The sequence below is a fragment of the Streptomyces sp. NPDC054840 genome, assembly GCF_053611065.1.
Map to the genome: position 1 here is coordinate 1 of NZ_JBSGZP010001007.1, position 1,910 is coordinate 1,910.

The 1,910-nt window shown below is 70.1% G+C and carries 2 protein-coding genes; both read left to right on the forward strand.

Features of this window, described 5'->3' with window-relative positions; translation table 11 throughout:
- Positions 1 to 145 precede the first annotated feature (145 nt).
- Positions 146 to 1,072 carry a cyclase family protein gene (locus tag ACWGIU_RS36915; protein WP_453712441.1) on the forward strand — a complete coding sequence of 309 codons (927 nt, stop codon included), beginning with the start codon at positions 146 to 148 and terminating at the stop codon, positions 1,070 to 1,072.
- 140 nt (positions 1,073 to 1,212) lie between these two features.
- On the forward strand, positions 1,213 to 1,902 hold the full coding sequence (locus ACWGIU_RS36920; RefSeq protein ID WP_453712442.1) for a hypothetical protein: 690 nt from the start codon (positions 1,213 to 1,215) through the stop codon (positions 1,900 to 1,902).
- Positions 1,903 to 1,910 lie beyond the last annotated feature (8 nt).

Genomic DNA, 1,910 nt, shown 5'->3' on the forward strand with positions numbered 1-1,910 from the left:
CCTTGCCTGCCAAGAAGTTCCCCACGTCCGGCCCCTTCCCGCGATTTCTGACGGACCGTTAGATTCTATGGGTAGTCAGATGCACCTGCACAAGCCCTCGTTGTCGTCGTAACCGACGCATCCACGCAAGGAGCTGTCGACGCCCATGACTCTGCCCGCCGAGTTCCACGACATCGCCAAGCGCGTCAACAACTGGGGCCGCTGGGGCGCCGACGACGAGACCGGCACCCTGAACCTGATCACCGACGAGGTCGTCCGGGCCGCCGCGGCGGAGATCCGCACCGGCCGGCGGATCCCGCTCGCGCTCCCGCTCAAGGAGGACGGGGTCCAGGTCGGCATGATCCCCGGCCGGATCAACCCGCTGCACACGATGGTGCAGATCAACCAGGAACTCTTCGGGCCCGGCACGGTGGCGTGCAGCGACGACGCCGTGAGCATGGGACTCCAGGCGGGCACCCACTGGGACGCCCTCACCCACGTCTCGCACTCGGGGAAGATCTACAACGGCCGCCCGGCCGGCACCATCACGGCACACGGCCGCGCCGAGTTCAGCGGCATCGACAAGGCCGGCCACATCCTCTCGCGGGGGGTGCTCCTCGACGTCGCGCGCGCCAAGGGGCTGGACCGGCTGCCGGGCGCCCACGCGGTGACCCCCGGGGACCTCGACGAGGCCGCGGAGTTCGGCGGGGTCACCGTCCGCCCCGGCGACATCGTCCTGGTCCGCACCGGCCAGATCCAGGCCTACCTGGCGGGCGACAAGCACGGCTACGGCTTCCCCTCGCCCGGGCTGTCCGTCCGCACGCCCGAGTGGTTCCACGCGCGGGATGTGGCGGCCGTCGCGAACGACACCCTGACCTTCGAGATCTTCCCGCCGGAGATCGAGAACCTGTGGCTACCGGTCCACGCCCTCCACCTGGTCGAGATGGGCATGCACCAAGGTCAGAACTGGAATCTCGAAAAGTTGTCCACAGCCTGTGCAGAAGAGAACCGGTACGCGTTCCTCCTCTCCGCGATGCCGGAACCCTTCGTCGGCGGCACCGGCACCCCCGTGGCCCCGGTGGCCGTCCTCTGAGCCCGGCGGGCATGCGGCGCCGGACCGGACGACCCCGGCCACCCGCGAGCCGTGCGCGTGGAACCATGAGGTGTACATGGCGCGTCCCCGTACGCGCGTGACGCCCCGTCCCCACCACCTTCCCCGCAGGAGAAGCCCGCATGGCCAACCCGTACCAGGTAACGCCGCCGCCGCCTGCCCCCAGGCGCCGCTCGGGCGGCAACGTCGTCGCCGTCATCGTCCTCGCCGTGGTCATCATCGGCGGCTACTTCGTCCAGCAGTCGCTCCGCAAGGACGACGGCAAGCCGACGGCGTCCACCTCGGCCTCCCCCTCCGCCAAGCCCACCGCCAAGGACCCCGGATCCCCCGAGTCCTCCTCCGACACCTCCAGCGCGTGGAAGGTCGGCGACTGCGGCGGCCCCGACCCGTCCAAGACCCCCGACGGATACAAGCGGACGGGCTGCTCCGACTCCGGCGCCACTTTCAAGGCCATCGACATCAAGGAGGCCAGCATCCTCCCGAACGCGGTCCAGTGCCCGCCCGGCACGGACCTGATGATCGACGTGAGCATCTCCTACGGCGGCAAGGGGAGCGGCATCCCCACCAACACCGTCTGCGGCCGCAACCTGTCGAGCGACCACCCCGGTGACGCGGGCGCCGGCGGCGGCCAGCTGGTGAAGGGTGACTGCGTCACCTCTCAGGCCAAGGAGGTCGCCTGCGGCGGTTCGGGCGCCCAGAAGGTCCTCGGCCTCGTCAAGACGAAGTCCGAGTGCCCCTCCGGCACCACCGACCCGATCGAGCTGACGATCGCGATCGGCCGCCCGTACGACGTGATCTGCACCGACGGCTGAGCATCCTC